Origin of the sequence: Clostridium sp. (assembly GCF_050717635.1) — a bacterium.
Classification (GTDB): Bacteria; Bacillota; Clostridia; order Clostridiales; family Clostridiaceae; genus Clostridium_AD.
The window spans coordinates 1-25,608 of record NZ_JBOITO010000020.1 but is presented as its reverse complement, the minus strand read 5'-3'; the positions used below and the strand labels follow the sequence as shown (position 1 = coordinate 25,608).

Below are 25,608 nucleotides of genomic sequence, written 5' to 3'. Positions count from 1 at the left end.
TTCAATTAATCTAAGCACCTTCATTTAAGAATTTGTATTGAGACATATAAAGATTATAATATAATCCCTTTAGAACTATAAGTTCTTCATGGGTTCCACTCTCTACAATTCTCCCATCGTCTATAACCATTATTTTGTCGCAATCTCTTATAGTTGATAATCTATGTGCAATAACAAAGGAGGTTCTACCAAACAAGAGCTTCTTAATTCCTTTTTGTACAAGCTTTTCTGTGGTGGTATCAATATTAGAAGTAGCTTCATCCAGAATTAATATTCTTGGATTAGCAAGGAGTGCACGAGCGAAGGATATAAGCTGCCTCTCGCCTACAGAAAGCCTAGCCCCTCTTTCATTTACTTCTGTTTCATAAGCATTCGTGAGCTTCATGATAAATGAATCGGCATTAACTGCAATAGCTGCAGCTATTACCTCATCATCTGTAGCATCTAGTTTTCCGTAACGAATGTTCTCCATAATAGTAGTAGAAAACAGGAAAGTATCCTGTAGCATAATGCCCATTTGACTTCGAAGGGACCCTATATCAACATGAGATATATTTCTACCATCAATTAAAATTTCGCCACTATCAGTATCGTAAAATCGACTAATCAAGTTTATTACAGTAGTCTTTCCTGCTCCTGTAGGACCTACTAAAGCCACTGTTTCTCCAGATTTTATTTTAAAATTAATATTGTTTAATACGGGAACATCATCATCATAACTAAACATTACATTTTTAAACTGAACATCACCTTTTATTTTGGGCATTTGTATAGCACTATCAATACTTAGTATATCTGGTTTGACGTCTAGTATCTCAAAAATCCTTTCAGCAGAAGCAAAATTTGTTATTAATGAGTTATAAAAATTACTTATATTCATAATAGGTCTCCAAAACATTGAAATATAAGCGCTAAAGGCTACCAGTTCACCAATAGTTAATTGGTTTGCTTTAATAAGCGGTACACTATACCAATATACAAGTAAGCTCCCAAGCCCCCAAGAAAGTTCTACCATTGGCCAAAACAAATCATTTAACCTTACTGCTCGCATAAAGGAATCCATCATATCTTTAACATAGGATACAAAGGTTTTAGAAGTTTTGTCCTCGGAGGCAAAAGATTGAATAATTCTTATGCCAGAGAAGTCCTCATGTGTGTATGCATTAAGATTAGAGCGTCTAGATCTATATATTTGCCATCGCTTTCTAGAAAAAATTTCTATAGTAGCAAACCCTATAATTAATATTGGCAGAAATGATATGGAAATAAGAGCCAATTTAAAATTCATAGAAAACATGATAATTGTAACAAATACAAGGGTTAAAATTTCTGGAATTAGGTTAGTTACGCTACTAGAGAAAAGATCTTGAAGGGAGTTTACATCTCCAATAACCCTTGCAAGTATTTTTCCTACAGGTCTATTATCAAAAAAAGTGAGGGATAGTTTCTGAATATGAGTATACAATTCTTGTCTTATATCCAGTAGTGCAGAGTTAGTAACAGAAGCCATCATATTAAATCTTATTTTAGATGCAATAAGTGCTATTATATTGAAAACTAGCATAAACCCAGCAATTTTAAATAATCCTTTTATATTGGAGTTTACTATATATTTATCTATTGCTAGTTTCAAAATATATGGGTTTAGTAGGGAGCAAATCATTACTAAAATCATAAGTAATATGACTAAAACTACTTTGACTTTATAAGGTTTTAAATAACTAAATATCCTTCTAATTAACTCGCCCTTAGAAGTTGAATTAATCTGTTCATCTTGTTTTGTTGAATTCTTATTCATTATATCACCACTCCTTCTAGGTCCATAAAGTCTGTAAATTGTTGATTGTAAACATCATAGTAGTACCCTCTTTTTTCAAGAAGGGTTTTATGATTCCCCATTTCCACTATGTGGCCATCTTCAAGAAATAGAATCATGTCTGCATTTTTAACAGCAGATATTCTATGCGCAATAATAAAAGTAGTTGCATTATTATTTCTATTGTGAAGATTTTTCAGAAGATTGTATTCAGTTTCCATATCTAGGGCTGAAGTTGCATCATCAAGTATTAAAATGTTTGAATCATTGACTAGTGCTCTTGCAATAGAAAGTCTTTGTTTTTCACCGCCAGATAGACCCAGGCCTCTTTCGCCAATAACGGTATCATAACCATCCGTAAGATTTTGAAGGAATTCATCTGCACAAGCATCCGTGCAAGCCTTTTTAATTTCTTCAGTGGAGGCATCATGTTTTCCAAAACGTATATTTTCAGAAATACTTTCTGAAAACAGGAAAGTGTCTTGAGCAACAAGGGACATTTTACGCCTCAAATCACCTATGCATATATCACGCACGTCATTACCATCTACAGTAATACAGCCCTTTGAGATGTCATAATATCTGCCTATAAGATTTATAAGGGAACTTTTACCAGAACCTGTTGTTCCCATTATTGCAACGGTGCTTCCAGCGGGTATATCTAAATTTATATTTTCAAGTATATAATTATCATTGTATTTAAAAGACACATTTTCAAACTTTATGTGGCCTTTAACTTCGTTCATAGGTAGGGCGTTATCTTTATCTTTAATTTCTGGCACAACATCCATGATATTAAAGATTTTTTTGGAGGAAGTATTAGCTTGAGTTATCATATTTGTAAGCCAACCTATCATCCTCATAGGCCAAATTAACATCCATACATACTGGCTAAAGGCTACGAGTTCACCAATAGATAATGCTTTATCAATTACGAGCACGCCACCGGCGCATACTACAGCTAGAACGGATATATTGCACAAAAATTCTATCATAGGAAAGTGTCTACTCCAAATTTTAGCTTGTTTCATATTGAGATGATAATTTGTTTTGTTGTGATTTAAAAATTTTGTTGTTTCATGTTTTTCGCGAGCGAAAGCTTTTACAAGCCTTGCGCCAGCAATATTCTCTTGAGCGGTGGTGTTTAAAACTGCATTGTGATCACTTATTTTATCAAACGCTTCTCCCACCTCTTTTTCAAGTTTCATTGCTATATAACCGATAAGTGGCATAGTTAGGAGTGTTATTATAGCAAGCTTCCAATTTATGCGGAATATAAGGATAGAGGCAACTAAAAAATAAATTACCTGTTCTATAGCAAGGCTTATACCAAAAGCGATGGACATCCATACATTATCCACGTCAGAACTCATTCTTGACATAAGTTCACCAGTGTTCATGCTATCAAAATATTTAAAAGGTAAACTTTGAATATGATTAAATAAGTCGGTTTTTAAATCTATACTTACTCTAGAGGAGACATAATCTAATGTGTAGTCTTTAACATAGCCTAGTATTGATCTAGCAATAGTAATTCCAGCTAGAGACATTAACACAAAAGTAAGAAGCTCGTATTGTTTAGCTTGAAGGACCTTATCAATCATTATTTTAACTAAATAGGGATTAAACATATCAAGTGCTATGCTAATTAACATTGCAATAGCAGGTAGAATAATAAATAGTTTATACTTTGTAACATATTTTAAAATTCGTTTCATTAAAGTGATGCCCCCTTAAGGCTGATGTATTTTTAGAATTATACTTTAGAATTTAACTTATTTATTAATATAAAAAAGCCATGGATATATCCATGGCTTTAAAAATCATTAATATTATGTTAGTGCATTAATTACACATAATAAATTAACTCATATAAAAAGGTCATGGACGAATAGCCCATGACCAATGTTTATAATCTCATAAAAATAATTTAAGTGTTAAAAATCATTATGAAAAGATAATTTTCATTAAGGTAGGACTATAATATAAATTTTTACGCATAGAAGTACTGCTAAATACAACTAAATTAAATACTGTTTTAGCATAAGTACGAACTTCATTATTGATCATGGTTACTACCTCCTTTTCATAATTAAAATTATAATCATTTTTCAAATGATTACTTTTTAATAATACTTTATTTGTTAATGTATGTCAATAAGTAATTTAAAAAATATTCAGTGAATTATTTTAAATACATTTCTCCTACTTTATTTACATCTCCTGCACCCATTGTAATAAGTATATCCCCTGGTTTTAAATTAGTGTTAAGGTGGTGTACAATTGCATCAAAACTATGCAGGTTTATACAATCTACATTTTTCTCTCGGATTCTGTCTCCAAGCATAGTTGAGCTTATTACCCCATTGTCTTTTTCTCTTGCAGCATAAATATCTGCAAGGATTAAACTGTCCAGATTATAAAAAGAATCTGAAAAATCTTCAAATAAACTTATGGTTCTTGAATAAGTATGGGGCTGAAAAACACAATAAATCTTATTGTGAGGGTAATTTCTTGCAGCACTTAGGGCTGCTTTAATTGCTGTAGGATGATGAGCATAATCGTCAATAACAGTTACCCCATCTTTAGTTCCTTTAAGTTCAAATCTTCTATGTGTACCATTAAAACCTGATAGGCCGTCCACAATTGAGTTTTCAGAAAAACCAAGGATTAGAGCTGTACCTATACTTGCAAGAGAATTTGACACATTATACTCTCCAGGTACATTAAGATTTATTTTAAATAGCAATTTGTCATCTTTATATGCATCGAAGGTAGCACAACCTAGGTTATTATAGCTAATATTTTTTGCCTTAAGTGTTCCTTCGTTTATACCATAAGTAAGTATGTTACAGTTATAATTATTTTTTAGAACAGTTTTAACATTTTCATCGTCTATATTTGCAACTAAATATCCATCAGCAGGTATAATATTAATGAACTTTTTAAAGGCATCTTTAATATGATCTATGTCTCTGTAGTAATCTAGGTGATCTGCATCTATATTTAGTATTGTACCTATATAAGGGAAGAATTTTAGAAATGATTCCTTGTATTCACAGGCTTCTGTAATAAAATAGTCTCCATTCCCAGCTAAAACGTTGCCTTCGATGGCATCGAGTTCTCCACCTACTAGTATGGTAGGGTCCACATTTTCTTTTAAAATTATGTGAGCTATCATAGAAGTCGTTGTAGTTTTACCGTGGGTACCTGATACGGCTACATTATATTTATGTCCTTTCATAATATGACCTAAAAATTCGGCTCTATCCATTAAAGGTAGGTTTAATTCTATAGCTTTAATATATTCAGGGTTTTCAGGAGAGATAGCAGCAGTGTAAACAACTAAATCTGCATCTATTATGTTATCACTACTATGGCCTATATAAATCTCGGCACCCTTTTGTTTAAGTTTGTTTGTTATATGTGACAACTTCATATCAGATCCAGAAACCTTATAGTCGTTTTTCATAAGGATTTCTGCAAGGCCACTCATACTTATACCGCCTATTCCTATGAAATGAACTTTTTTGTTTTTATCTCTTATAAAATCAAAAGACATTATATCAACTCCTCTTTCTTAATTATATACAAAATAACATAAAAACAATACAAATAAGCAATAATATTTTTATGTTTTGAATTTAATTAGATAACCGTTGTAAAAAACACGAAATTGAACTACAATAAAATTACGAATGATAAAGATTTTTTATTTATTATAATTCGTAAAATAAAAATAAATATAGGTGATAAATATGAATAAATATAGTAGAAATCAAAGAGTTACAGGTATTACTAAAATATTAACAGAAAATCCTAATAAGACAATAAATTTAAAAAAATTTACAGAATTATTTAATGCAGCTAAATCAACAATTAGCGAAGATATTGTTATTGTTCGCGAAACACTAAATGAATTATCTATGGGAAGGATTGAAACAGTTGCAGGCGCAGCTGGGGGTGTAAAATATATCTGCGGAGTATCAAGCATTGAGAGCAGTATATTTGCAGACGAGTTATGTGAGATCTTAGCACAGAAGGACAGAATAATACCAGGAAATTTCATATATATGACTGATATTATGTATAATCCGGAAATAGTGCATAAAGCAGGGATAATTCTTGCATCTGCTTTTAGTGAACTAAATATAGACTATGTAGTAACGGTAGAGACTAAAGGAATACCACTTGCTTATGAAGTAGCAAAGATGATGGGGGTTCAATTAGTTATAGTAAGGCGTGATACTAAGGTTACTGAGGGAAGTACTGTTAGTATAAATTATATATCTGGTTCAAGTGATAGAATTCAGACTATGTCTCTTTCAAAAAAATCCATCAAAGTAGGAAGCAAATGTATTTTTATAGATGATTTTATGAAAGCGGGAGGTACTGCAAGAGGTATAATTAATTTGCTTAAAGAATTTGAAAGTGAAGTTTTAGGGGTTGGAGTTCTTATTGATAATATAGAAAATCAGCATAAACTTATAGATGATTATATATCAATTATACAGTTTAAAGGGATAAGTAAAGAGGGTAAACCTCTGTTAATTTCATCAAAAACCACTAAAGAGGCATAATATTCAAAAAATTAAATTTTTTTTTACAATTTAAGAAGGAAAAACCCAAGTTATAGAGAAATAGTATAATATTAACGCAACTTGGAGGTGGAGTGTATGGAAATTACAGACGTTAGAATTAGAAAAATAGCTACAGAGGGTAAAATGAAAGCAATTGTATCAATAACTTTTGATAATGAATTTGTTGTTCATGATATTAAAGTTATAGAGGGACAAAGTGGACTTTTTATCGCTATGCCCAGTAGAAAAACTCCAGATGGAGAATTTAAGGACATAGCACACCCAATAAATACTGGGACAAGAGAAAAAATTCAAGCAGCTATTTTGAGTGAGTATGAAAAAGTAAAAAATGAAGAACCAGTAGTAAGAAAAGTAATAGAAAAAGTACAAGAAAATTTAGAAGAAAAAGTAGAAGAAAAAGTAGAAGAAAAAGTAGAAGTCTAAAAAGGGGGTAACCCCCTTTTTATTTTTTAGATAAAAAAATAAAATTTAAGGTTAGTTGCAATTAAGGGTTATATAAAATATAATATAATAAGTATTTTAATTAAAAACAATAAACATATAATGTTTTAATTTGTCGAATGAAGGTATAGAGAGGTGTTTTATTTGTATAAATGCGCTATAATATTAGCTGCGGGTGAAGGAAAAAGAATGAACTCTAATACTCCTAAGGTTCTACATAAGGTTTGCGGCAAAGAAATGATAAATCATGTTGTTGATACTCTTAGAGGTGCAGACATTGAGACCGTTAATGTTGTAATTGGAAGAGGAGCTGAGAAGCTTAAAAGTGGAACACAGGATAGAAAAGTCAGTTATTCCCTTCAAAAGGAACAATTAGGGACAGGACACGCAGTAATGTGTGCTAATGAATTTTTAGGCGACAATGAAGGCACTGTAGCAATATTTGTTGGAGATGGTCCGCTAATTACTGAAAAGACGGTTAGGGAACTAATAGATTATCATGAAAAAGGGGATTTTAAGGCGACTATATTAACTTCAAGCACTGATGATCCTGCAAAGTATGGTAGAATAATCAGGAATGAAAATGGTGATGTTGAAAAAATAGTGGAGTTTAAAGATTGTACTGAGGAAGAAGTATTAGTGCAAGAAATAAATTCAGGAATGTATTGCTTTAATATAAAACAATTACTTAATAGTTTAGATAAGCTAAATAATAATAATGCTCAAAGGGAATACTATTTAACAGATGTTATTGGTATATTAAAAAGTGAAGGATGTAAAGTTGGAGCCTTTGTTGTACCAGTGCAGGAAATTACTGCTGTTAATTCTAAGGTAGAGCTTGCAGAGGCAGAATTAATTATGAGAAGAAGAATAAATAAAGTACATATGGAAAATGGAGTTACATTAATGGATCCGACTAATACGTACATTGGCTCTGATGTTATTATAGGGAAAGATACTATTATATACCCAGGAAATATACTTGAGGGTAAAACTATTATTAGAGAAGACTGTATTCTTTATCAAAATAATAGAATTGTAGATAGTATTCTTCAAAAGGGAGTTTCTGTTCAAAGCTCTGTTGTAATTCAAAGCCAAATAGGTGAGGAAACTACAGTTGGACCTTTCGCATACATAAGGCCAGAAAGCATCATTGGTAAACATGCTAGAATAGGAGATTTTGTTGAAATTAAAAAGTCGACTATTGGAGATAATACAAAGGTATCTCATCTTACTTATATAGGTGATGCGCAGGTTGGAAGAGGATGTAATTTTGGATGCGGAACTGTAGTTGTAAACTATGATGGAAAGTCAAAATATAAAACTATAATAGGCAATAATGCTTTTATAGGTTGCAATACTAACCTAGTGTCACCTGTAAAAGTTAATGATAATGCATACATTGCTGCTGGCTCTACAATAACAAAAGAGGTGCCTGAAAATGCACTTTCAATAGCTAGAGCAAGACAAGTAAATATTGAAAACTGGGTAATTAAAAAAGGCCTAAAAAAATAATTTCGTAAGGGTAATATTTAATAAGTAAATTATAAGGGGAGGTGCAAAACTGATTTTTGTAGTGGACTGGGAATATAAAAAAACAATTCCTATTATACTGCTGTTTTGTTTAGTGGACAAAATAAAAGTCTATATGAATTATATTGAAATGTGATTTGTATTAATTTTGAGGATCAGGACTACAGATGATAAACCATAGCAAAAATATTAAGATTTTTACTGGTAATTCAAATCCTAAATTAGCTGCAGATATAGCGGAAATACTGGGACTAAAAGTTGGGGCTTCAGAGGTTGGAACTTTTAGTGATGGAGAAATATCTGTTAACATTCATGAAACTGTTAGAGGAGCAGATGTATTTGTTATTCAATCTACTAATGCTCCAGTTAATGACAATTTAATGGAACTTCTTATTATGATTGATGCTTTTAGGAGAGCTTCAGCAGGTAGAATAACTGCTGTGATACCGTATTATGGATATGCAAGACAGGATAGAAAAGCAAAAGCCAGAGACCCAATTACAGCAAAGCTTGTGGCAGATATTATAACAACTGCAGGAGCAGATAGAGTACTTACTATGGATTTACATGCAGCTCAAATACAAGGATATTTCAATATTCCTGTTGATAATTTAATGGGAACACCTATACTTGCAAAATATTTTATAGAACATGGATTCAAAGATAGGGATGATGTAGTTGTGGTTGCACCAGATCTTGGAAGCGTAGCTAGATCAAGAAAATTTGCAGACAAATTACATGCACAAATAGCTATAGTTGATAAGAGAAGGCCCAAGGCTAATGTTGCAGAGATTATGAATGTTATAGGTGATATTAAGGGAAAAACCTGTATTATGATGGATGATATGATAGATACTGCGGGGACAATAACTAACGGAGCTAATGCACTAGTTAAACTAGGAGCGAAAGATGTGTTTGCTTGTTGCAGTCATGGCGTTCTATCTGGACCAGCTATTCAAAGGATAAATGATTCAGTAATAAAAGAATTAATTTTATTAAATACCATTGATGTGCCAGAAAGTAAACACAGTGATAAATTCACTACTTTATCTGTAGCACCAATTATGGCTGAGGCTATAAGGAGAATATATGAGAATGTTTCTGTAAGTAAATTATTTGAGGATGTACAATAGCCTTCATGTCATGATGTGAGGTAAAAATTGTAATTTATAGATGCATATTTTAAATAACGCTACTTTGTTATCTTTATAATAGAGTAGCGTTATTTTTTATGTAATTCGTTATAATATATGTTGAATTAAAATTGTTATAATTATTTATATAAAAGCGAAATATTGATTATAATATATATAAGCAATAAAATGCTAAATATCAAAATCATTTAAGGAAATTGGTGAATAAATTGTAACATTTTAAAAAAAACTAATAAGTTAACGGTAAAGTATGATAGATTAGTTATAAGATTAATTATTTTTAAAAACACACAGAATACAAAAATATCAAAAATAATATATAATAAACAGATAAAAAAATTTGGAGGTACAAATATGGAAGGAACTATAGGAAAAATACTAATAGTTGATGATGATAAAAATATTGCTGAGGTAATTAAGATGTATCTTGAAAGTTCAGGGTATGCAACAAAAGTAGCATATGATGGTAGGGCTGCACAGGAGGTATTTTTAAGCTACAAACCAGATTTGGTTCTTCTAGATGTAATGTTGCCTTATATTGATGGAATTGATGTTTTAAAATGGATAAGAAAAGATTATGAAACTCCAGTTATTATGCTTACTGCTAAAGGGGAAACCTTTGATAAGGTATTAGGACTAGAACTTGGAGCTGATGATTATGTAGTAAAACCTTTTGAACCAAAAGAAATAATTGCAAGAGTGAAAGCTGTGCTTAGACGGTACAACTTAGATAATGGTGGTAAGGAAGTTTTAAATTTTGAAGGATTAGAAATTGACATTAATTCTTATAATGTTACATATAAAGGCGAAGAAGTAAAAATGCCGCCTAAAGAATTTGAATTAGTACATTATTTAGCTCTTAATAAGAATAGAGTATTTACTAGGCAACAATTATTATGTGAGGTTTGGGGATATGATTATCCAGGAGATTCTAGAACTGTGGATGTACATGTTAAAAGGGTAAGAGAAAAACTTCAAGGGGGACCCAATTGGCAAATTGAGACTGTTTGGGGAGTAGGATATAAATTTGAGGTGAAATAAATGGTGAAAAAAGGGCTGTTTTTTAAAATGCTAGCAACCTATACTATTATAATTTCTCTTAGTTTAATATTTATTGCTTCTTTTTTGTCATATTGGTTTCAAAATTATTTTTTTAGTGAACGAAAAGAGCAATTTTTACAAAACTCCTATGATATACAAGGATACGCCCTTAAATATTTGGAAGGTGATGTTTCGGCTCAGAAAATAAATGAAATAATAACGATGTATGGTAAGTTTATAAAGTCGGATATTTGGCTTACAAGTAGCTATGGGTATGTTTACGCTGTATCTAATAATGAGCATGAGGATTTTATGGGTAAACAGGTTTTTGGGAAGGAGCTAGAAGATCTTAGACTTGGTCAGACATTTGAAACTACAGCCACCTATGCTGGGATATATGATAAACCTGTAAGAGTCTATGGCACCCCCATAATGTCTGAGGCAGGTGAGTTTAAAGGATCCATAATATTATACAATTCCATTGAACAATTAAGTGACTCGCTAAAAAGGGTTTATGAAATAATTTGGATATCTGCAATTTTTGCAATAATATTTTCGTGTATAGTCATATATTATTTTTCCCAAAAAATAATTATAAAGCCCTTAGCTGAGATTAATTCTGTAGCTAAGAAAATATCAAATGGCGATGTGGATAAAAGGGTTTATTTGAAATCCAACGACGAAATTGGAGAACTTGCCCAATCTTTTAATTTTATGGCTGATTCAATAGAAAAAATAGAGAAAAATAGACGAAATTTCATATCGAATGTATCCCATGAGATTAGGTCACCTATAACATCAATTAAGGGCTTTATTGGTGGAATATTAGATGGAGTAATTCCTGCGGAAAAAGAAAAATATTATTTATCTATTGCCTATGAAGAAATCCAAAGACTAACAAGGCTTGTAAGCGATTTATTAGATATGTCTGCAATAGAGGCTGGGGAGTTCAGTTTAAGGATTATGGAAGTGGACATAAATGAAATTATTAGACTTACAGTTATAAAAAATGAAACTAAAATAAAGGAAAAAAGGGCAGCTGTAGATGTGTGCTTTGATGAAGATAATTTATTTGTAGCTGGAGACACAGATAGGTTAGTGCAAGTTATTACAAATTTACTTGATAATGCAATAAAATATGTAAACCCAAGTGGGAAAATAAAAATTAGCTCAAAAACTAAAGGAAAAAAAGCCTTCGTTTCTGTTTTTAATGAAGGTCCTCTAATAGCGGAGGAAGATTTAAAGCATATTTGGGATAGATTTTATAAAGCAGATAAATCAAGGACAGCAAAAGATAGTACTGGGCTTGGATTATCTATAGTGAGAAATATAATAACACAATTACAGGAAGATATATGGGTTGAAAATAAGGATAATGGCGTTTGTTTTACTTTTACATTAACGAAGGTAAAATAACTCATAAAAGATTGAAATAATGAAATCTTTCAATTAAAGATTTAAAGGCGTTCCTGCAATTAAATTATAAGTAGTAGGAGGTAATGCTATGAATAAAAAGGATAACCATAAAACTTCTGAAGAAATAAGAGATGCTATGTGGAAGAATGCAGAATGTGGTCATGATATTTTTGGAGAAATTAAATTTAGAAAAAACAATAAAAAGAATTATTTTAAATTATCTTTGAAAGTATTTAGTTTTATACTTATAGCATCACTTTCTGGTGGAATTACAGCCCAATTTGTAATTGCTAAAAACGGAGCGGCAAAAAATTTTAACGGTGTACTAAATTCCGGAGGGTTAGGGAACAATAACACTAGTGGGACTTATGATAATTCTATTTCAGAAGTTGCGCGGAGGGTGTCGCCGGTGGTGGTTGGCATTAGTAATAAGGCAGAAGGAATAGAGAATACTGTAGAAGGTAGTGGTTCTGGAATTATATTTAAAAGTGATGGATATATTATTACTAATTACCATGTGGTTGAAGGTACAACAGAAATAAGAGTAAAACTTAGTAATGATAATATTTTGAGTGCTTCGTTAGTAGGAAAGGATGAGAGAACGGGTTTAACTGTTATCAAAGTTGAAGCTAATAACTTGCCCGTTGCAAAATTCGGAGATTCATCAAAGATTAAAGTTGGAGATTTAGCTATTTCAATTGGGAATCCACTTGGAAAAGAGTTTACGGGAACAGTTACTGCAGGAATTATAAGTGCAACAGACAGAAAAATTAATATGGTTGATAAAAAAACTGCAGAACAGACCATATATAAAGTAATACAAACAGATGCAACCATCGGTTCTGGGAGTAGTGGTGGAGCATTATGTAATATCTATGGAGAAGTTATTGGTATAAATAGTTTGAAAGTAAGTTCTTATGGTGACGCTTTTGGAATGGGATTTGCAATTAACTCAAATGAAGCTCAAGATATTATTAATGATTTAATGACCGATGGCAAGGTTATTAGACCATCTATAGGCATTTATGGCAAAACAGCAATTTCAGCTGACGGTGGTGGTGTAGAAGGCGTATATGTACAAGAAGTTATTAGAGAAAGTGGAGCCGCTATAGCTGGGATTATGCCTACTGATATCCTAACTGAAATAGGTGGGCATAGTGTCAAAAACATGGAGGATTTAAATAGTGTTTTGTCAGCGTACAAAGTTAATGATGAGGTACCCTGTAAAATTTGGAGAAATGCAAAAATAATAAATATTAGTATAGTTCTCTCTGAACTAAAAGTAAACTAAAATAACTAGTACATTTACTGGTTATTTTTTACATTGATTAGTGTGAAGTGTATAGTAATATTTATATATAATGTGGAAATTAATAATATTTTAGTATATTATTATTAATAAAAGAACTAAAATAATTATGTGTTAGATAAATATCCTAAACATAAGAATATTTGGAGGTAGTAATGTACTTGGTAGTTGGACTAGGAAATCCGGGAGATGAATATAAACATACGAGGCATAACGTGGGATTTGATATAATTGATTTAATGAAGGATAAGTATAACATTAGCATTAATAGGATAAAATTTAAAGGTGTATATGGAGAAGTTAATATATCAGGAGAAAAAGTTATTCTCTTAAAACCTAGCACTTATATGAACTTAAGTGGAGAGAGTGTACGAGAAGCAGTTTCTTTTTATAAGATTACCAGTGAAAATATCATCATAATACATGATGATATTAGTTTGCATGCAGGTAAATTAAGAATACGAAGTAAAGGTAGTGCAGGCGGTCATAATGGACTTAAAAGTATTATTTCTAATTTATCCTCAGATGTGTTTACAAGAATAAAAATAGGGGTAGGACAACCACAAAATTCTTTAATACCTCATGTTCTAGGAAAATTTTCTAAAGAAGATAGGGTGCTTGTAGAAAAAACTTTTGAGGCTAGTATAAAAGCTGTCGAAACCATAATAGAAAAAGGATGTACTGAGGCTATGAATGATTTTAATGGGTTTAGCGCTTAATTAAAGTCATTATTAAAACATTATATATAAATTATTCAGTGAGTGAGAGGTGTTAGCATGAGGCTAAAAGGGCTTATGAAGCCTTTGAAAGATAGTAGTCAGTTTAAGAATATAATAAGTAATATAGAAAAAAAAATGTATCCAATTGGTGTATATGGACTATCAGAATCAGCTAAGGACTATTTATTGAGTGGTGTGTACGAGCAATTGGATAAATCCCTATTAATTTTAACTCACAGCGATGTAGAGGCTAAAAATATTTATGAAGACTTATGTTTTTATGCTAGTGATGTGTATTATTATCCAACTAGAGAAGTGGGATTTTATAATGCAGACGCTGTATCTGGTGACCTTAGATGGGAAAGACTAAAAGTAATGAAAAAGATTACTGATAAGGGTAAGAAAATAATAGTTACTTGTATAGAAGCCCTAGCGGCTACTTATGTGCCTATAGATTTTTTCCGAAAATATATTTTCAAACTATCTGTGGGAAGTACATTAAATATTGTTAACTTTTCGGAGAAGTTAATTCAATGTGGATATGAAAGAGTAGATATGGTGAATACTAAAGGTCAGTTTTCCATAAGAGGGGGTATTATAGATTTGTATCCTCCTATTTCTTCGCTACCCTTTAGAATAGAACTTTTTGATGAAGAAATAGATTCTATAAGAACATTCAATAGTGAAACTCAAAGAAGCATTGATAAGGTAAATGAAATAGAGATATTTCCAGCAAAGGAAATAATATTAACTAAGGAAATAATGAACAATGGACATAACAAAATAAAAGAAGATTTAGAAAATGTATTAGGTAGCTTTAATAAAAGAAAAGATAAAGAAAGTATAGAAAGAATAAGGTCTTTAGTTAATGTTAACTTAGAACAGCTTAAAGAAACTTGGAGCTTTGACTCTGTGGATAGTTATATGCCTTATTTTTATGATAATACATCCACTTTTTTAGACTATATGAAAGATTCTTTTATTGTAGTTGATGATGCACAGAGGTGCTCTGGGAAACTGGATAGTGTGTATTTTGAGTTTCAAGAAAATTACGAGAATTTCCTAAAAAGGGGTAATATACTTCCTAAACAAGCAGGGAATCTAATTAATAAGGACGACATATATCAGGATTTAAGAGCCCTTGAAGTGATGACATTAGAGTCTATTGCTAAATCTGCAAAAGTGCTTAAGCCAAGGTCTATAGTATCTTTTTCTCAAATCGAAGCTAATGATTATCATGGAAAGATAGAGCTTCTTATTGAAGATATAAAGGATAAAAAGTATAAAGGTTATAAGATTGTAATCCTTTCTGGTACAAGAACCAGAGGTGAAAGGCTAATAGATACGCTTAGGGACAGAGGCATTGATAGTGTATATAAAGATAGTATATCTAAAATTGAGTTCGGGGAAGTAGTAGTTACCTTTGGTAATCAATTAAGAGGGTTCGAATATCCAGAGCTAAAGATATGTGTTATATCAGACAAAGAGGTTTTTGGAAGAGCAAAAAGAAAAACTGTTAGTCGTTCCAGTAAAAAAGGAGCAAGTAAAATTAAAAGTTTTACAGAACTTAAACTGGGGGATTATGTTGTTCACGTAAATCATGGTATTGGTGTGTACAAAGGAATTAATCAGTTAGAGGTTCATGGTCATAAAAGAGATTATTTGGTCCTTGGATATAGCGCCAATGATACCCTTTATGTTCCTGTAGAACAATTAGACATGGTGCAAAAATATATTGGAAGCGAAGGCAAAGTTCCAAAGATTAGTAAGCTAGGTGGAGTAGAATGGGCTAAAGCTAAAAATAAGGTAAAAAACTCTATTGCGGATATTGCAGAGGAGTTGGTAAAGCTTTATGCAACAAGGGCTACACTTAAGGGTTATAGATATAGTAAGGATACTGTGTGGCAAAAGCAATTTGAGGAAGAATTTCCATATGAGGAAACACCAGATCAAATAATAGCAATTGAAGAAATTAAAAAAGACATGGAATCGGATAAACCAATGGACAGATTAATATGTGGAGACGTTGGATATGGTAAAACCGAAGTAGCTGTTAGGGCAGCTTTTAAAGCAGTTATGGATGGTAAACAAGTAGCATTTCTAGTACCAACTACTATTTTAGCGGAGCAACATTATAAAAATCTTACTGAAAGGTTTTCTGATTTCCCAGTAAAAGTTGAAATGGTTAGTAGATTTAGAACGCAAGCACAACAGAAAGTTGTTCTTAAGGCTACAAAAGAAGGAAATGTAGATATATTAATAGGTACCCATAGAATAATTCAAAAGGATGTAAAATTTAAAGATTTAGGTGTATTAATTATAGATGAGGAACAAAGATTTGGTGTTACTCACAAAGAAAAAATAAAGAGCATTAGCAAGAACGTAGACGTAATTACTCTAACAGCCACACCAATTCCAAGAACCCTCCATATGTCGCTTACAGGGGTAAGAGACATTAGCGTGATTGAAACGGCACCAGAAGAAAGGTATCCAATACAAACTTATGTGGTGGAGTTTAATGACCAATTAATAAGGGATGCAATTTTAAGAGAATTAAATAGAAGTGGTCAAGTTTTCTTTGTGTACAATAGAGTAGAAACTATAAAAGAAATGGCAGCCTATATAGGTAAACTAATTCCAGAAGCTAGGGTTTGTATTGGCCATGGGCAAATGACAGAAAGGGAACTTGAATCTGTTATGATAGATTTTATGGAGAACAAGTATGATATATTAGTGTGTACCACCATCATTGAGACAGGAATAGATATCCAAAATACCAATACCATAATAATTTATGAAGCTGATAAGATGGGTCTTTCTCAGCTTTACCAATTAAGAGGAAGAGTTGGGCGGTCTAATAGAATAGCCTATGCGTATCTTACTTATAAAAAAGATAAGGTGTTAACTGAGGTAGCTGAAAAAAGGCTCAAGGCAATTAAGGATTTTACTGAACTAGGGTCAGGTTTTAAAATTGCAATGAGGGATCTTGAAATTCGTGGTGCTGGAAATATGATGGGAGCAGCTCAACATGGACATATGGCTTCGGTAGGGTATGATTTATATTGTAGGATGCTTGAAGAAACAGTTAAGAATATAAGGGGTGATGTGGAAGATTATTCTATTCAAACTTCTGTTGAAATTAAAATAGATGCATATATACCTAGTACATATATAGAGGATGAATCACAGAAAATTGAAATATATAAAAAAATTGCGGCTATTGATTGTTATGAGTATATGTTAGACATACAAGAAGAAATAGAAGATAGGTTTTCAGATATACCAATACCTGTTGCAAATCTTATGAATATAGCCTATCTTAGAAGTATATCATCAAAGGTGGGAATAATAGAAATTAAAGAGGTAGATGAGGAGGTAATACTGCAATTTGATAGTGGTGGTCGGATAAATGGAACATTAGTTAAAGCGTTAATTAATAAATATAATAGGAGTATTGTATTTAAATTAGGTAATAAACCAGCCTTTGCATACAAAAATAAGAATTTAACAAAAGAAGATACTATTGCAAATCTCATAGATATTGTGAAGTATATAAAAAGTATAGTTGAAAAAAAATAAATCTATGATAAAATTGATAGGTATTGTAATAAGGATTTAGATTTAAATTTAATTACAATATCATATATAGAATGGGGGAAGTAAAATGAAAAACGTAAAAAAAATAATTAGTATAGCTTTGATAACTATATTCACTACATCTTTAATTGGTTGTAATATGATAGAAAAAACACCTGAAGGTGTTGCTAAAAGTGTAGTAGCAAAGGTTTTTGATGCTAAAGTAACAAGAGGAGAGGTTGATAAAGAGTTATCGGCAATAATTCCTCAAATTAAGGAGCAATTTGGAGAAAATTATGCCAGTAATACCGAAGCTATGGATACAATAACAAAGCAAAAGACTCAAATATTAGATAATTTAATCGCTGGAAAGATCATGAATTATAAAGCAGAAGAACTAGGAGTAATGCCTACTGAAGAAAAGATAAATACTGAAATAAATAAACAATTAGAAGAAATAAAGAAAAGTTTAGAAAGTGAAGCAAAGTATAAAGAAGAATTAAAAAAAGCTAACCTTACAGAAGCGGATTTAAAAGAAAGAATAAAGCCAAGTATTATTCAAACCGCTTTATACACAGAAGTTACAAAAGATGTTAAAGTAAACGAGGCAGAGGAAAAAGTATACTATACTGCGAGTCCAGTTATGTTTACAGAAAAACCGAATAGAGTTCAAGTAGCACATATTTTAGTTGCAACGCCGGAGGAAGCAGCTGCAATTAAAAAACTTTTAGATGCGGGTGGGGATTTTGAAGCACTTGCAAAAGAAAAAAGTATTGATACAGGGAGTAAAGAAGCTGGTGGAGACTTGGGATTTGTAGAGTATACTAATACTAAAATTGATCCAACTTTTCTGAAAGCTGCTATTGCCACAGAAAAAGGTAAGGTTTCAGAACCGGTTACAACAGAGGCTGGCGTTCATTTAATAAAAGTTCTTGAAAAGGAAGAGTATCCTGTAAAGAAATTTGAAGCTGTAAAGGAAGAAATACAAAAGACACTTTTAGCACAGAATAAAGAAAAGAAATGGACAGAAACTATTGAAAAATGGAAAGAAGAAGGCAAAATAACGAAATATGAAAAAAATCTATAGAGTTTTATTATAAAGAATACCTTTAATAGGGGGTATTCTTTATTTTTTTTTAGGTTTTTTTGAATATTAAAATTAAACATATACAAAAGTGCATAAAATTTCAAGTTTAGAAAGATAATAATAGTGGAAGTGTATTATATAAGATTTTATATAAGGAGGGAATTATTTAAATGAAAGCAACCGGTATAGTAAGACGTATAGATGATTTGGGAAGGGTTGTTATACCAAAAGAAATAAGAAGAACTCTGAGAATACGAGAAGGAGATCCTTTAGAAATATTTACGGACAGAGAAGGTGGAGTTATTTTAAAAAAATATTCGCCTATAGGGGAACTAAGTGAATTTTCTAAGGAATATGCTGATTCGTTACAACAAACTATTGGTAATGTAATAATTATATGCGATAAGGATAACATAATATCTGTAAGCGGCGGTGCTAAAAAAGAATATGTCGATAAAAAAATCAGTATTGAATTAGAAAAAATTATGGAAGATAGAAAAGCTATCATCTTAGGTGAGGGCTCAGAAAAAATCATAGCATTGTATGATGATGAAGTACAAAACAAATACAATGCGCAGGTTATTGCGCCAATAATAACTGAAGGTGATGCAATTGGAGCTGTACTTATAGTATCTGCAGAGCCAGAAGCTAAATTCGGGAATTTAGAATTAAAATTGGCTGAAACTGCTGCATCTTTTTTAGGAAAACAAATGGAACAATAAAAGTATAAGAGTAAAAAGTATATATTACTGAGCAAAGTAAAACGATTTGCAGTAATATATACTTTTATTTTTGTGATATGAGTAATAATAAGTCCTTTAATCAAGTAATTATAATCAGAGAATGTATTTGCTGTAGCTACTATAGGAGTACAAGGGGGGTTATTATGAAGAAACAATCATTGATAAAAGGGACTATTATGCTTGGGATGGCAGGATTATTTGCAAGGTTTTTAGGACTATTTTTTAGAATTCCTATCCAGGCACTTATAAAAGATCAGGGTATGGGATACTATCAAATGTCTTATCCACTCTATATGACATTCGTAGCGGTAGCTTCTGGGGTTCCGATAGCCATGTCTAAATTTATTGCTGAAATGAATGCTAAAAATGATACCGAAGGAGCCTTGCAGGTCTTAAAGCAAACACTTTTTTTTATGGTTACATTAGCCACCGCAGTTACTGTGCTTATGCTAATGTTTGCAAGGCCTATTATATCTGTATTGAAGTGGGATCCTAAATCATATTACTCATTTATGGTTATTGCAACAGCTCCGATTTTTGTTTCTATTATGTGTACATTTAGGGGCTATTTTCAAGGGCTACAGAATGTTAGACCTACGGCTATTTCCCAAATAGTAGAACAAATTGGAAGAGTTTTCGCTGGAGTTTTATTTGCATATTTGTTGTATCCAATGGGAATTGAATATGCAGCTGCAGGAGCAGCTCTTGGAACTCTTGTTGGTGGAGCTATGGGAAGTATATATTTATATCTAACTTATTTGAAATCTAAAAAATGGATGCCAGTAAGAAGTGTAGCAAAGCGAAAACACATTTTAACAGAACTGGGAAAGGCTGCACTGCCAATATCTATGGGAGCTGCGGTAGGGACTATTATGTCATTAATAGATTCAGTTTTAGTGCCACAGCAACTTCTAAAGGCTGGATTCACACAATTGCAATCAGCTGTTATGTATGGACAGTTGACTGGGAAGGTGTTTACGCTTATGAATGTACCCTTGGCACTTTCAGTGGCTCTATGCGCGTCATTAGTGCCGATAATTGCAGAAGCATTTTATTTGGGTAGAAGGGGGGAACTAGTTAAACGGGTAGATATGGCCATCAAACTGTCTAATGTAATTTCGCTTCCATCTTCTTTAGGTATGTTTTTTATGGCTTATCCTATAATGTATTTAGTTTTCATGAAAGATGCAGCTGGATATGAAATTTTACAATATATATCTATATCAATACCTTTTATAATTTTAACTCAAACTAGCACGGCAATACTCCAAAGTATAGGCAATTATATGAGACCTGTATACAATTTAGGGATAGGTTGCATGGTAAAAATTATCGTAACATATGTATTAGTTTCCTTGTCATTTGTAAATATATATGGAGCAGTTATAGGAAGTATTTTAGGGTATGTTACAAGTTGTATTTTAAATATGTATGAACTTAAGAGAAATATAAATATGAAGGTTAATATTGTGAGCGCTTTTATAAAACCAGCTATTGCAGCCATTATAATGATAATTGCAGTTGTATTTAGTAGTGCTAGTGTTTATAATTATACAATGAGCATAGGTTTGTCTTGCATAATATCCATAATAATAGGTATTATTGTTTATTTATTATTTGTTTTTTTACTGGGGATATTTGAATATGAAGAAATTAAAAAGAGATTTTGTAAATGAAATAAAAATAAGGGAGTGAAAGCTAATGATTAAAGTAGTGGGGCTTGGTCCTGGGGAAGTAGAATCACTAACTATAGGAACGTTAGAAGTGCTTAAAGGAGACAAAAAAATTTATCTGAGAACACAAAAACATCCCACAGTCGATTACTTGAAGTCTATAGGGATTGTGTTTGAAACCTACGATGATAGATATGAACAATATAATAATTTTGATGATGTGTATAGGGATATTGCAGAAGATCTTATTGAAAAGCACCATAAATATGGAGATATTATTTATGGTGTTCCAGGCCATCCTCTTGTGGCAGAAACTTCTGTTAAACTTTTAATAAATCTTTGTAAGAAAAGCGGAATAGATATAGAAATTCTTCCTGCGGTTAGCTTTATAGATGCAGTTATTGAAAGTTTAAAATTAGATCCTATAGAGGGGCTTAAAATTATAGATGCCTTTGATATAAAGGATCAAGTTTTAGATAAAAGAGTAGGGGTTATAATAACGCAAGTATACAATAAATCTATCGCTTCTGATGTGAAATTAGCACTTTTAGAGTATTATAAGGATGATATGGAAATTTATTTTGTTAGGGCGGCAGGGGTAAAGGGTCTAGAAAATACAAGGAAAATTAAATTATATGAACTAGATAGACAAGAAGATGTGGATTATTTAACTTCAATTTATATACCGATAGAGATGGATGCTACAAAAGATTTTCATGATTTAACCTCAATTATAGATGTATTAAGAGGAGAAAATGGATGTAAGTGGGATAGAAAGCAGACCCATGAATCTTTGAAAAAAAACCTTATTGAAGAATGTTATGAAGTTTTAGAAGCTATAGATGAGAAAGATGAAGATAAAATTATTGAGGAACTAGGTGACGTACTTCTACAAGTGGTATTTCATGCGCAAATAGGAAAGGAACAAGGATATTTTAATATAAATGATGTTGTTAAAGGAATTACTAATAAGATGATAAATAGGCACCCTCATATTTTTTTTAATAAAGAAAATTTGAGTCCGGAAGATGTTTTGCTAAATTGGGAAAATATAAAGATGAAAGAAAAAGGATTTAAAAGTTATACAGATACACTAAAACATGTTCCGAAAAATTTACCGGGCTTAATGAGAGCAGATAAGGTTCAGCAAAAGGCCGCAAAAGTTGGGTTTGACTTCGACTCAGTTGAGACTGCTATGGGGAAAGTGCTAGAAGAACTGCAAGAAGTAAAAGATGTATATAAAGGGAAAAATAGGGCAAAAATAGTAGAGGAAGTGGGGGATTTAGTGTTTTCTACTGTAAATGTTGCTAGATTGCTTGACATTGACCCTGAATTTGCAGTAAATTATACTATAGATAAATTTATTGGCCGCTTTCAGTACATAGAAGAAAATGCAAGGGATAGAAACTTAGATTTGGTCAATATGTCACTTGTAGAAATGGACACATTATGGAATGAATCTAAAAGACAGTAAATTTATTTAAAAAACAAAATTAGTCTAAAAAGAAGGAATTTCAAAATTGGTGAAGAATATGCTTTTAATAGCGTATTCAATAATAAGGAGGTAACAAAAATGAATAAATCAGAATTAATTGCAAAAATTGCAGAAAAATCTCAGTTAACTAAAAAAGATGCAGAAGCAGCGTTAAAAGGAATTATAGAAACTATCGAAGAAACACTAGAAAAAGGTGAAAAAGTTCAACTAGTTGGATTTGGAACTTTTGAAACAAGAGCAAGAGCTGCTAGAATGGGTAGAAACCCAAGAACAAAGGAAGAAATTCAAATTTCAGCATCAACAGTTCCAGTATTCAAAGCTGGTAAAGAATTTAAAGATATAGTAAATAAATAATTTTTACTATGATTTGAAAACCTGGATGTATATCTAGGTTTTTTCTTTTAAAGACTTTGGTTTAAAATAGTAAATTATATTAATAGTGGAGGCGTGAATATGAGACTGGATAAATATTTAAAAGTGTCAAGAATTATTAAGAGAAGAACCATAGCAAAAGAAGCATGTAGTGGTGGTAGAGTCTCTATAAATGATAAAGTGGCTAAGGCCGGAACTGTAGTAACCGAAGGTGACATTATTGAAATTAAGTTTGCAAATCAAACATTAAAGGCTAAAATTATTAATATTTTAGAACATGTGACAAAAGACACTGCTAAACAAATGTATGAAATGATTTCAGGAAGAGAAGACAAGGAAGAATAAATGTTGATAAATATAATTCTTAATTAAGTTTGATAAGCATATATATTTTATAGGAATATAATGGTATGTAATGGATTGAGAATTAAGAAATCTTTAATTCCCGATTTTTATTAAATTTAATGAGGAGGATATTATGGAAGCCAAGAAAGAAATGAAAATAGAAGATAAAAAAAGTAATTTGATGCTAGAAAACAGGAACAAATTAAACATAAGTGGAATTATAGAGGTTATAAATTTTAATGAAAACCAAATATTATTAAATACAAACGTAGGAACAATGATGATAAAAGGACAGGATTTAAAGATGAATAAATTAGATGTACAAAATGGAGATGTGGTAATAACTGGTAAGGTAGATTCTTTTGTTTACACTAGTGGCATTAGTAAAGCTAAAAAAGATAGTATAATATCAAGATTGTTCAGGTAGAATAGTTATGATAATATCATTAATAGGCCAAGTTAAACTTATAATATTCGGGTTGCTAGCGGGAATAATAACTGGAGTATGTTTTGATATATATAGATTAATAAGAGGATTCGAAAATACTAATAAAGCTATGACTATAATACAGGATTTGCTATTTTGGATATTAAATTCCATAGTTGTTTTTATGTTTTTGATGTATACTAATAAAGGGTATATAAACTTTTATGTGTACTTATGTTTAATAATAGGAGTATACTTATATTTGAAATGCTTAAGTACAGTTTTTATAAAAGTGCAAATTAACCTTATTGTGTTTTATGGAAAAGTATTTAGGGTGGGATGGAATATCATTTTATATCCAGTCAATTTATTGATTTATAAGCTGAAAATAAAAAAAAAGTATAAATTATAAAGAAATAGCTTGAAGAAATGTGAAATACAAATTAAAATAGATTAAGTAGCATAAGGAATACTCATTCCATTGAAAGGAAAAGGGTATGGAATATGAAAAAAAAATTTAGTATTAAGACTATCGTATTGGCTTTTGTACTAGTATATGTTTTTTATGTTTTAATTCAACAACAAATAACTATGGTTAGACAAAAGAAAGACATACAAAAGTATAATGTTGAATTACAAAAGAAAGTGGGAGAAAATAAATTGCTGCGGGATGAAGTAGAGTTATCTAAAAGTGATAAATATCTAGAAAAGTTGGCAAGAGAAATTTTAGGTCTTGTTAAAGAAGGTGAAACTCCTGTAATGGATAAGAAAAACTAAATGCTATAATTATTGTTATGCTTATTATTAAATTAATATAGAAAATAAAAAACATTATTTTTGAGGAGGAACTTTTTAATATGACCTTAATGGCTGGAAGTATTGTAGAAGGCAAAGTAGTAAATATCACCAATTTTGGTGCGTTTGTAGAAGTGGATGGTAAAACAGGATTAGTGCATATATCTGAGGTGTCAGATACATTCGTTAAAAATGTAAATGATCATCTTAAAGAAAATGATATTGTAAAAGTTAAAGTGATTTCTGTGGATGATAATGGTAAAATAAGTTTATCCATAAAACAAGCTGGAGTACCTAAAAGATCTATTAAACCAATGGAGATAGACTGGGAAAAGGAAAAAAGCAAAGCAAATGCAAGTGGATTTGAAGATATAATGACTAAATTTTTAAAAGATAGCGAAGAAAGATTTCAAGATGTTAAAAAACATCAAGAAGGAAAAGGTAGAGGCTATAGTAAAAAAACTTCTAGTTATTAGAAGTTATGTGTATAGGAACTAAGTATTTAGTTCCTATTTTAAAAGAAATAAAAAGTTATTGACAATGGTTTGTACATCGGATATAATAAAACATGTCGCTATGAAGTAGCACTAGATTTTGAAGTGAGCATGTAAGGGACAAATATGCTGGAGTGGCGGAACTGGCAGACGCACAGGACTTAAAATCCTGCGGTGGTTAAACACCGTACCGGTTCGATTCCGGTCTTCAGCACCAAGTATCGCGGGATGGAGCAGTTGGTAGCTCGTCGGGCTCATAACCCGAAGGTCGTAGGTTCAAGTCCTACTCCCGCAACCATTATGGCGGAATAGCTCAGCTGGCTAGAGCATTCGGTTCATACCCGAAGGGTCGTAGGTTCAAGTCCTATTTCCGCTACCATTCTAATATAGTATTATCGTATTAATTTAGTAAACTAATCATGAAAAATATTGACATATTAGTCGTATTAGTATACAATTAAACTTGGTTTTGGTAAAATTTTAGTAATAATATCGCGGGATGGAGCAGTTGGTAGCTCGTCGGGCTCATAACCCGAAGGTCGTAGGTTCAAGTCCTACTCCCGCAACCATT

The 25,608-nt window shown here is 31.5% G+C and carries 22 protein-coding genes and 4 tRNA genes; 23 read left to right on the top strand and 3 right to left on the bottom strand.

Annotated elements, in window-relative coordinates:
- Positions 1–10: 10 nt before the first annotated feature.
- The 3 genes from ACREWB_RS09710 to murC all read right to left on the bottom strand — a co-directional run bounded on the left by ACREWB_RS09710 (position 11) and on the right by murC (position 5,378).
- Positions 11–1,798, bottom strand: coding sequence for an ABC transporter ATP-binding protein (locus ACREWB_RS09710; protein WP_431547254.1), 1,788 nt, complete (start codon positions 1,796–1,798; stop codon positions 11–13).
- The gene (locus ACREWB_RS09705) at positions 1,798–3,534 is read right to left on the bottom strand and encodes an ABC transporter ATP-binding protein (RefSeq protein WP_431547253.1); all 1,737 of its coding nucleotides are present in this window, start codon (positions 3,532–3,534) and stop codon (positions 1,798–1,800) included. The genes ACREWB_RS09710 and ACREWB_RS09705 overlap by 1 nt, the downstream gene beginning before the upstream one ends.
- 467 nt (positions 3,535–4,001) lie before the next feature.
- Positions 4,002–5,378, bottom strand: coding sequence for a UDP-N-acetylmuramate--L-alanine ligase (gene murC / locus ACREWB_RS09700; RefSeq protein ID WP_431547252.1), 1,377 nt, complete (start codon positions 5,376–5,378; stop codon positions 4,002–4,004).
- A gap of 196 nt (positions 5,379–5,574) precedes the next feature.
- Here murC and purR point away from each other — a divergent pair, with 196 nt between their 5' ends.
- The 23 genes from purR to ACREWB_RS09585 all read left to right on the top strand — a co-directional run bounded on the left by purR (position 5,575) and on the right by ACREWB_RS09585 (position 25,606).
- Positions 5,575–6,396, top strand: a complete 822-nt coding sequence (purR, locus tag ACREWB_RS09695) for a pur operon repressor (RefSeq protein WP_431547251.1) — start codon at positions 5,575–5,577, stop codon at positions 6,394–6,396.
- Positions 6,397–6,492: 96 nt separating this feature from the next.
- Entirely contained in the window at positions 6,493–6,840 is a 348-nt protein-coding gene (gene spoVG / locus ACREWB_RS09690; protein WP_431547250.1) for a septation regulator SpoVG, read from the top strand.
- A 162-nt stretch (positions 6,841–7,002) separates the two neighbouring features.
- Positions 7,003–8,373 carry a bifunctional UDP-N-acetylglucosamine diphosphorylase/glucosamine-1-phosphate N-acetyltransferase GlmU gene (glmU, locus tag ACREWB_RS09685; protein WP_431547249.1) on the top strand — a complete coding sequence of 457 codons (1,371 nt, stop codon included), beginning with the start codon at positions 7,003–7,005 and terminating at the stop codon, positions 8,371–8,373.
- Positions 8,374–8,558: 185 nt separating this feature from the next.
- Complete coding sequence (locus tag ACREWB_RS09680) at positions 8,559–9,524, top strand: ribose-phosphate pyrophosphokinase (protein WP_431547248.1); 966 nt, start codon at positions 8,559–8,561, stop codon at positions 9,522–9,524.
- Positions 9,525–9,899: 375 nt separating this feature from the next.
- Positions 9,900–10,586 (top strand): response regulator, encoded by a 687-nt coding sequence (locus tag ACREWB_RS09675; protein ID WP_431547247.1) that lies wholly within the window; start codon positions 9,900–9,902, stop codon positions 10,584–10,586.
- 3 nt (positions 10,587–10,589) lie between these two features.
- On the top strand, positions 10,590–12,002 hold the full coding sequence (locus tag ACREWB_RS09670; protein WP_431547408.1) for a sensor histidine kinase: 1,413 nt from the start codon (positions 10,590–10,592) through the stop codon (positions 12,000–12,002).
- 136 nt (positions 12,003–12,138) lie between these two features.
- On the top strand, positions 12,139–13,293 hold the full coding sequence (locus ACREWB_RS09665; RefSeq protein WP_431547407.1) for a S1C family serine protease: 1,155 nt from the start codon (positions 12,139–12,141) through the stop codon (positions 13,291–13,293).
- A gap of 173 nt (positions 13,294–13,466) precedes the next feature.
- On the top strand, positions 13,467–14,030 hold the full coding sequence (gene pth, locus ACREWB_RS09660) for an aminoacyl-tRNA hydrolase (protein WP_431547246.1): 564 nt from the start codon (positions 13,467–13,469) through the stop codon (positions 14,028–14,030).
- 57 nt (positions 14,031–14,087) lie between these two features.
- Entirely contained in the window at positions 14,088–17,609 is a 3,522-nt protein-coding gene (gene mfd, locus ACREWB_RS09655; protein WP_431547245.1) for a transcription-repair coupling factor, read from the top strand.
- An 85-nt stretch (positions 17,610–17,694) separates the two neighbouring features.
- Positions 17,695–18,693, top strand: a complete 999-nt coding sequence (locus tag ACREWB_RS09650) for a peptidylprolyl isomerase (RefSeq protein ID WP_431547244.1) — start codon at positions 17,695–17,697, stop codon at positions 18,691–18,693.
- A gap of 170 nt (positions 18,694–18,863) precedes the next feature.
- A complete protein-coding gene (gene spoVT, locus ACREWB_RS09645) occupies positions 18,864–19,415 on the top strand; it encodes a stage V sporulation protein T (RefSeq protein WP_431547243.1) in 552 nt (183 codons plus the stop codon).
- A gap of 164 nt (positions 19,416–19,579) precedes the next feature.
- Entirely contained in the window at positions 19,580–21,112 is a 1,533-nt protein-coding gene (locus ACREWB_RS09640) for a putative polysaccharide biosynthesis protein (RefSeq protein ID WP_431547242.1), read from the top strand.
- Between the two features lie 25 nt (positions 21,113–21,137).
- A complete protein-coding gene (yabN, locus tag ACREWB_RS09635; RefSeq protein ID WP_431547241.1) occupies positions 21,138–22,583 on the top strand; it encodes a bifunctional methyltransferase/pyrophosphohydrolase YabN in 1,446 nt (481 codons plus the stop codon).
- A 45-nt stretch (positions 22,584–22,628) separates the two neighbouring features.
- Positions 22,629–22,958, top strand: a complete 330-nt coding sequence (hbs, locus tag ACREWB_RS09630; protein ID WP_291639418.1) for a non-specific DNA-binding protein Hbs — start codon at positions 22,629–22,631, stop codon at positions 22,956–22,958.
- A gap of 99 nt (positions 22,959–23,057) precedes the next feature.
- Positions 23,058–23,321 (top strand): RNA-binding S4 domain-containing protein, encoded by a 264-nt coding sequence (locus ACREWB_RS09625; protein WP_431547240.1) that lies wholly within the window; start codon positions 23,058–23,060, stop codon positions 23,319–23,321.
- Between the two features lie 133 nt (positions 23,322–23,454).
- Positions 23,455–23,748: a sporulation protein YabP gene (gene yabP / locus ACREWB_RS09620; protein WP_431547239.1), complete on the top strand. Its 294-nt coding sequence runs from the start codon at positions 23,455–23,457 to the stop codon at positions 23,746–23,748.
- Between the two features lie 7 nt (positions 23,749–23,755).
- Positions 23,756–24,160 carry a spore cortex biosynthesis protein YabQ gene (yabQ, locus tag ACREWB_RS09615; RefSeq protein ID WP_431547238.1) on the top strand — a complete coding sequence of 135 codons (405 nt, stop codon included), beginning with the start codon at positions 23,756–23,758 and terminating at the stop codon, positions 24,158–24,160.
- A gap of 92 nt (positions 24,161–24,252) precedes the next feature.
- Positions 24,253–24,525, top strand: coding sequence for an FtsB family cell division protein (locus ACREWB_RS09610; protein ID WP_431547237.1), 273 nt, complete (start codon positions 24,253–24,255; stop codon positions 24,523–24,525).
- A gap of 80 nt (positions 24,526–24,605) precedes the next feature.
- Positions 24,606–25,019, top strand: coding sequence for a S1 domain-containing RNA-binding protein (locus tag ACREWB_RS09605; RefSeq protein WP_431547236.1), 414 nt, complete (start codon positions 24,606–24,608; stop codon positions 25,017–25,019).
- Positions 25,020–25,165: 146 nt separating this feature from the next.
- Positions 25,166–25,254, top strand: a tRNA-Leu gene (locus ACREWB_RS09600).
- A 5-nt stretch (positions 25,255–25,259) separates the two neighbouring features.
- Positions 25,260–25,335, top strand: a tRNA-Met gene (locus ACREWB_RS09595).
- A gap of 4 nt (positions 25,336–25,339) precedes the next feature.
- Positions 25,340–25,416: transfer RNA gene (locus ACREWB_RS09590), tRNA-Met, on the top strand.
- A 114-nt stretch (positions 25,417–25,530) separates the two neighbouring features.
- Positions 25,531–25,606: transfer RNA gene (locus ACREWB_RS09585), tRNA-Met, on the top strand.
- The last annotated feature ends 2 nt before the right edge of the window (positions 25,607–25,608 follow it).

What these genes read in the sequence shown, in the direction of transcription:
- yabP (WP_431547239.1), top strand. Translation starts at nt 23,455, where the DNA reads ATGGAAGCCAAGAAAGAAATGAAAATAGAAGATAAAAAAAGTAATTTG.
- spoVT (WP_431547243.1), top strand. Translation starts at nt 18,864, where the DNA reads ATGAAAGCAACCGGTATAGTAAGACGTATAGATGATTTGGGAAGGGTT.
- ACREWB_RS09675 (WP_431547247.1), top strand. Translation starts at nt 9,900, where the DNA reads ATGGAAGGAACTATAGGAAAAATACTAATAGTTGATGATGATAAAAAT.
- ACREWB_RS09705 (WP_431547253.1), bottom strand. Translation starts at nt 3,534, where the DNA reads ATGAAACGAATTTTAAAATATGTTACAAAGTATAAACTATTTATTATT.
- ACREWB_RS09640 (WP_431547242.1), top strand. Translation starts at nt 19,580, where the DNA reads ATGAAGAAACAATCATTGATAAAAGGGACTATTATGCTTGGGATGGCA.
- spoVG (WP_431547250.1), top strand. Translation starts at nt 6,493, where the DNA reads ATGGAAATTACAGACGTTAGAATTAGAAAAATAGCTACAGAGGGTAAA.
- murC (WP_431547252.1), bottom strand. Translation starts at nt 5,378, where the DNA reads ATGTCTTTTGATTTTATAAGAGATAAAAACAAAAAAGTTCATTTCATA.
- ACREWB_RS09610 (WP_431547237.1), top strand. Translation starts at nt 24,253, where the DNA reads ATGAAAAAAAAATTTAGTATTAAGACTATCGTATTGGCTTTTGTACTA.
- ACREWB_RS09605 (WP_431547236.1), top strand. Translation starts at nt 24,606, where the DNA reads ATGACCTTAATGGCTGGAAGTATTGTAGAAGGCAAAGTAGTAAATATC.
- ACREWB_RS09710 (WP_431547254.1), bottom strand. Translation starts at nt 1,798, where the DNA reads ATGAATAAGAATTCAACAAAACAAGATGAACAGATTAATTCAACTTCT.
- pth (WP_431547246.1), top strand. Translation starts at nt 13,467, where the DNA reads ATGTACTTGGTAGTTGGACTAGGAAATCCGGGAGATGAATATAAACAT.
- ACREWB_RS09625 (WP_431547240.1), top strand. Translation starts at nt 23,058, where the DNA reads ATGAGACTGGATAAATATTTAAAAGTGTCAAGAATTATTAAGAGAAGA.
- purR (WP_431547251.1), top strand. Translation starts at nt 5,575, where the DNA reads ATGAATAAATATAGTAGAAATCAAAGAGTTACAGGTATTACTAAAATA.
- yabQ (WP_431547238.1), top strand. Translation starts at nt 23,756, where the DNA reads ATGATAATATCATTAATAGGCCAAGTTAAACTTATAATATTCGGGTTG.
- ACREWB_RS09680 (WP_431547248.1), top strand. Translation starts at nt 8,559, where the DNA reads ATGATAAACCATAGCAAAAATATTAAGATTTTTACTGGTAATTCAAAT.
- ACREWB_RS09650 (WP_431547244.1), top strand. Translation starts at nt 17,695, where the DNA reads ATGAAAAACGTAAAAAAAATAATTAGTATAGCTTTGATAACTATATTC.
- ACREWB_RS09665 (WP_431547407.1), top strand. Translation starts at nt 12,139, where the DNA reads ATGTGGAAGAATGCAGAATGTGGTCATGATATTTTTGGAGAAATTAAA.
- mfd (WP_431547245.1), top strand. Translation starts at nt 14,088, where the DNA reads ATGAGGCTAAAAGGGCTTATGAAGCCTTTGAAAGATAGTAGTCAGTTT.
- yabN (WP_431547241.1), top strand. Translation starts at nt 21,138, where the DNA reads ATGATTAAAGTAGTGGGGCTTGGTCCTGGGGAAGTAGAATCACTAACT.